This window comes from Paraburkholderia sp. J11-2 (genome assembly GCF_905220185.1).
Taxonomy (GTDB): domain Bacteria; phylum Pseudomonadota; class Gammaproteobacteria; order Burkholderiales; family Burkholderiaceae; genus Paraburkholderia.
Genome location: NZ_CAJMYY010000129.1, coordinates 1 through 384, shown reverse-complemented (window position 1 = coordinate 384; position 384 = coordinate 1). Strand labels below are relative to the sequence as shown.

The window sequence follows — 384 nt, the reverse complement described above, 5'->3', positions numbered from 1 at the left end:
ACCAACAGTCACGTACGCGAAAATGGAACCCGGATGCATGTGTGGCTCAGAAGCCTGACCAGGTGCGAATGTCACGGTGGCGATATCGACGTTTTTGCCGGGTAGCTCCGGAATCGGTTGCTGCATCACCGGCTTGATGGCTTCCTCGCCAGCACCTTCTGCCATGGCGGTCTGAATGCCAGCGAGGGACAGCGTAGCGGTTGCGAGTGAACAATAAAGGACTGCAAACCGAAAGGCTTTCATCTCGGCTCCTCAGGCTGGCGTTTTGCGGAATGCGATGGCGAAACGGTTCCAGCTGTTGATTGCGCAGATCAGCAGGGTAAGATCCACCACTTCGGCGTCGCTGAAATGCGGTGTGACGCTTTCCCATGCAGCGTCCGGTAT

Annotated in this window: 2 pseudogenes; both read right to left on the bottom strand. The window is 56.8% G+C overall.

Features of this window, described 5'->3' with window-relative positions:
• Positions 1-243: pseudogene (locus U5A57_RS41470) on the bottom strand (cupin domain-containing protein); the annotation flags it as partial.
• 9 nt (positions 244-252) lie between these two features.
• A pseudogene (locus U5A57_RS41465) lies at positions 253-384 on the bottom strand (carboxymuconolactone decarboxylase family protein); the annotation flags it as partial.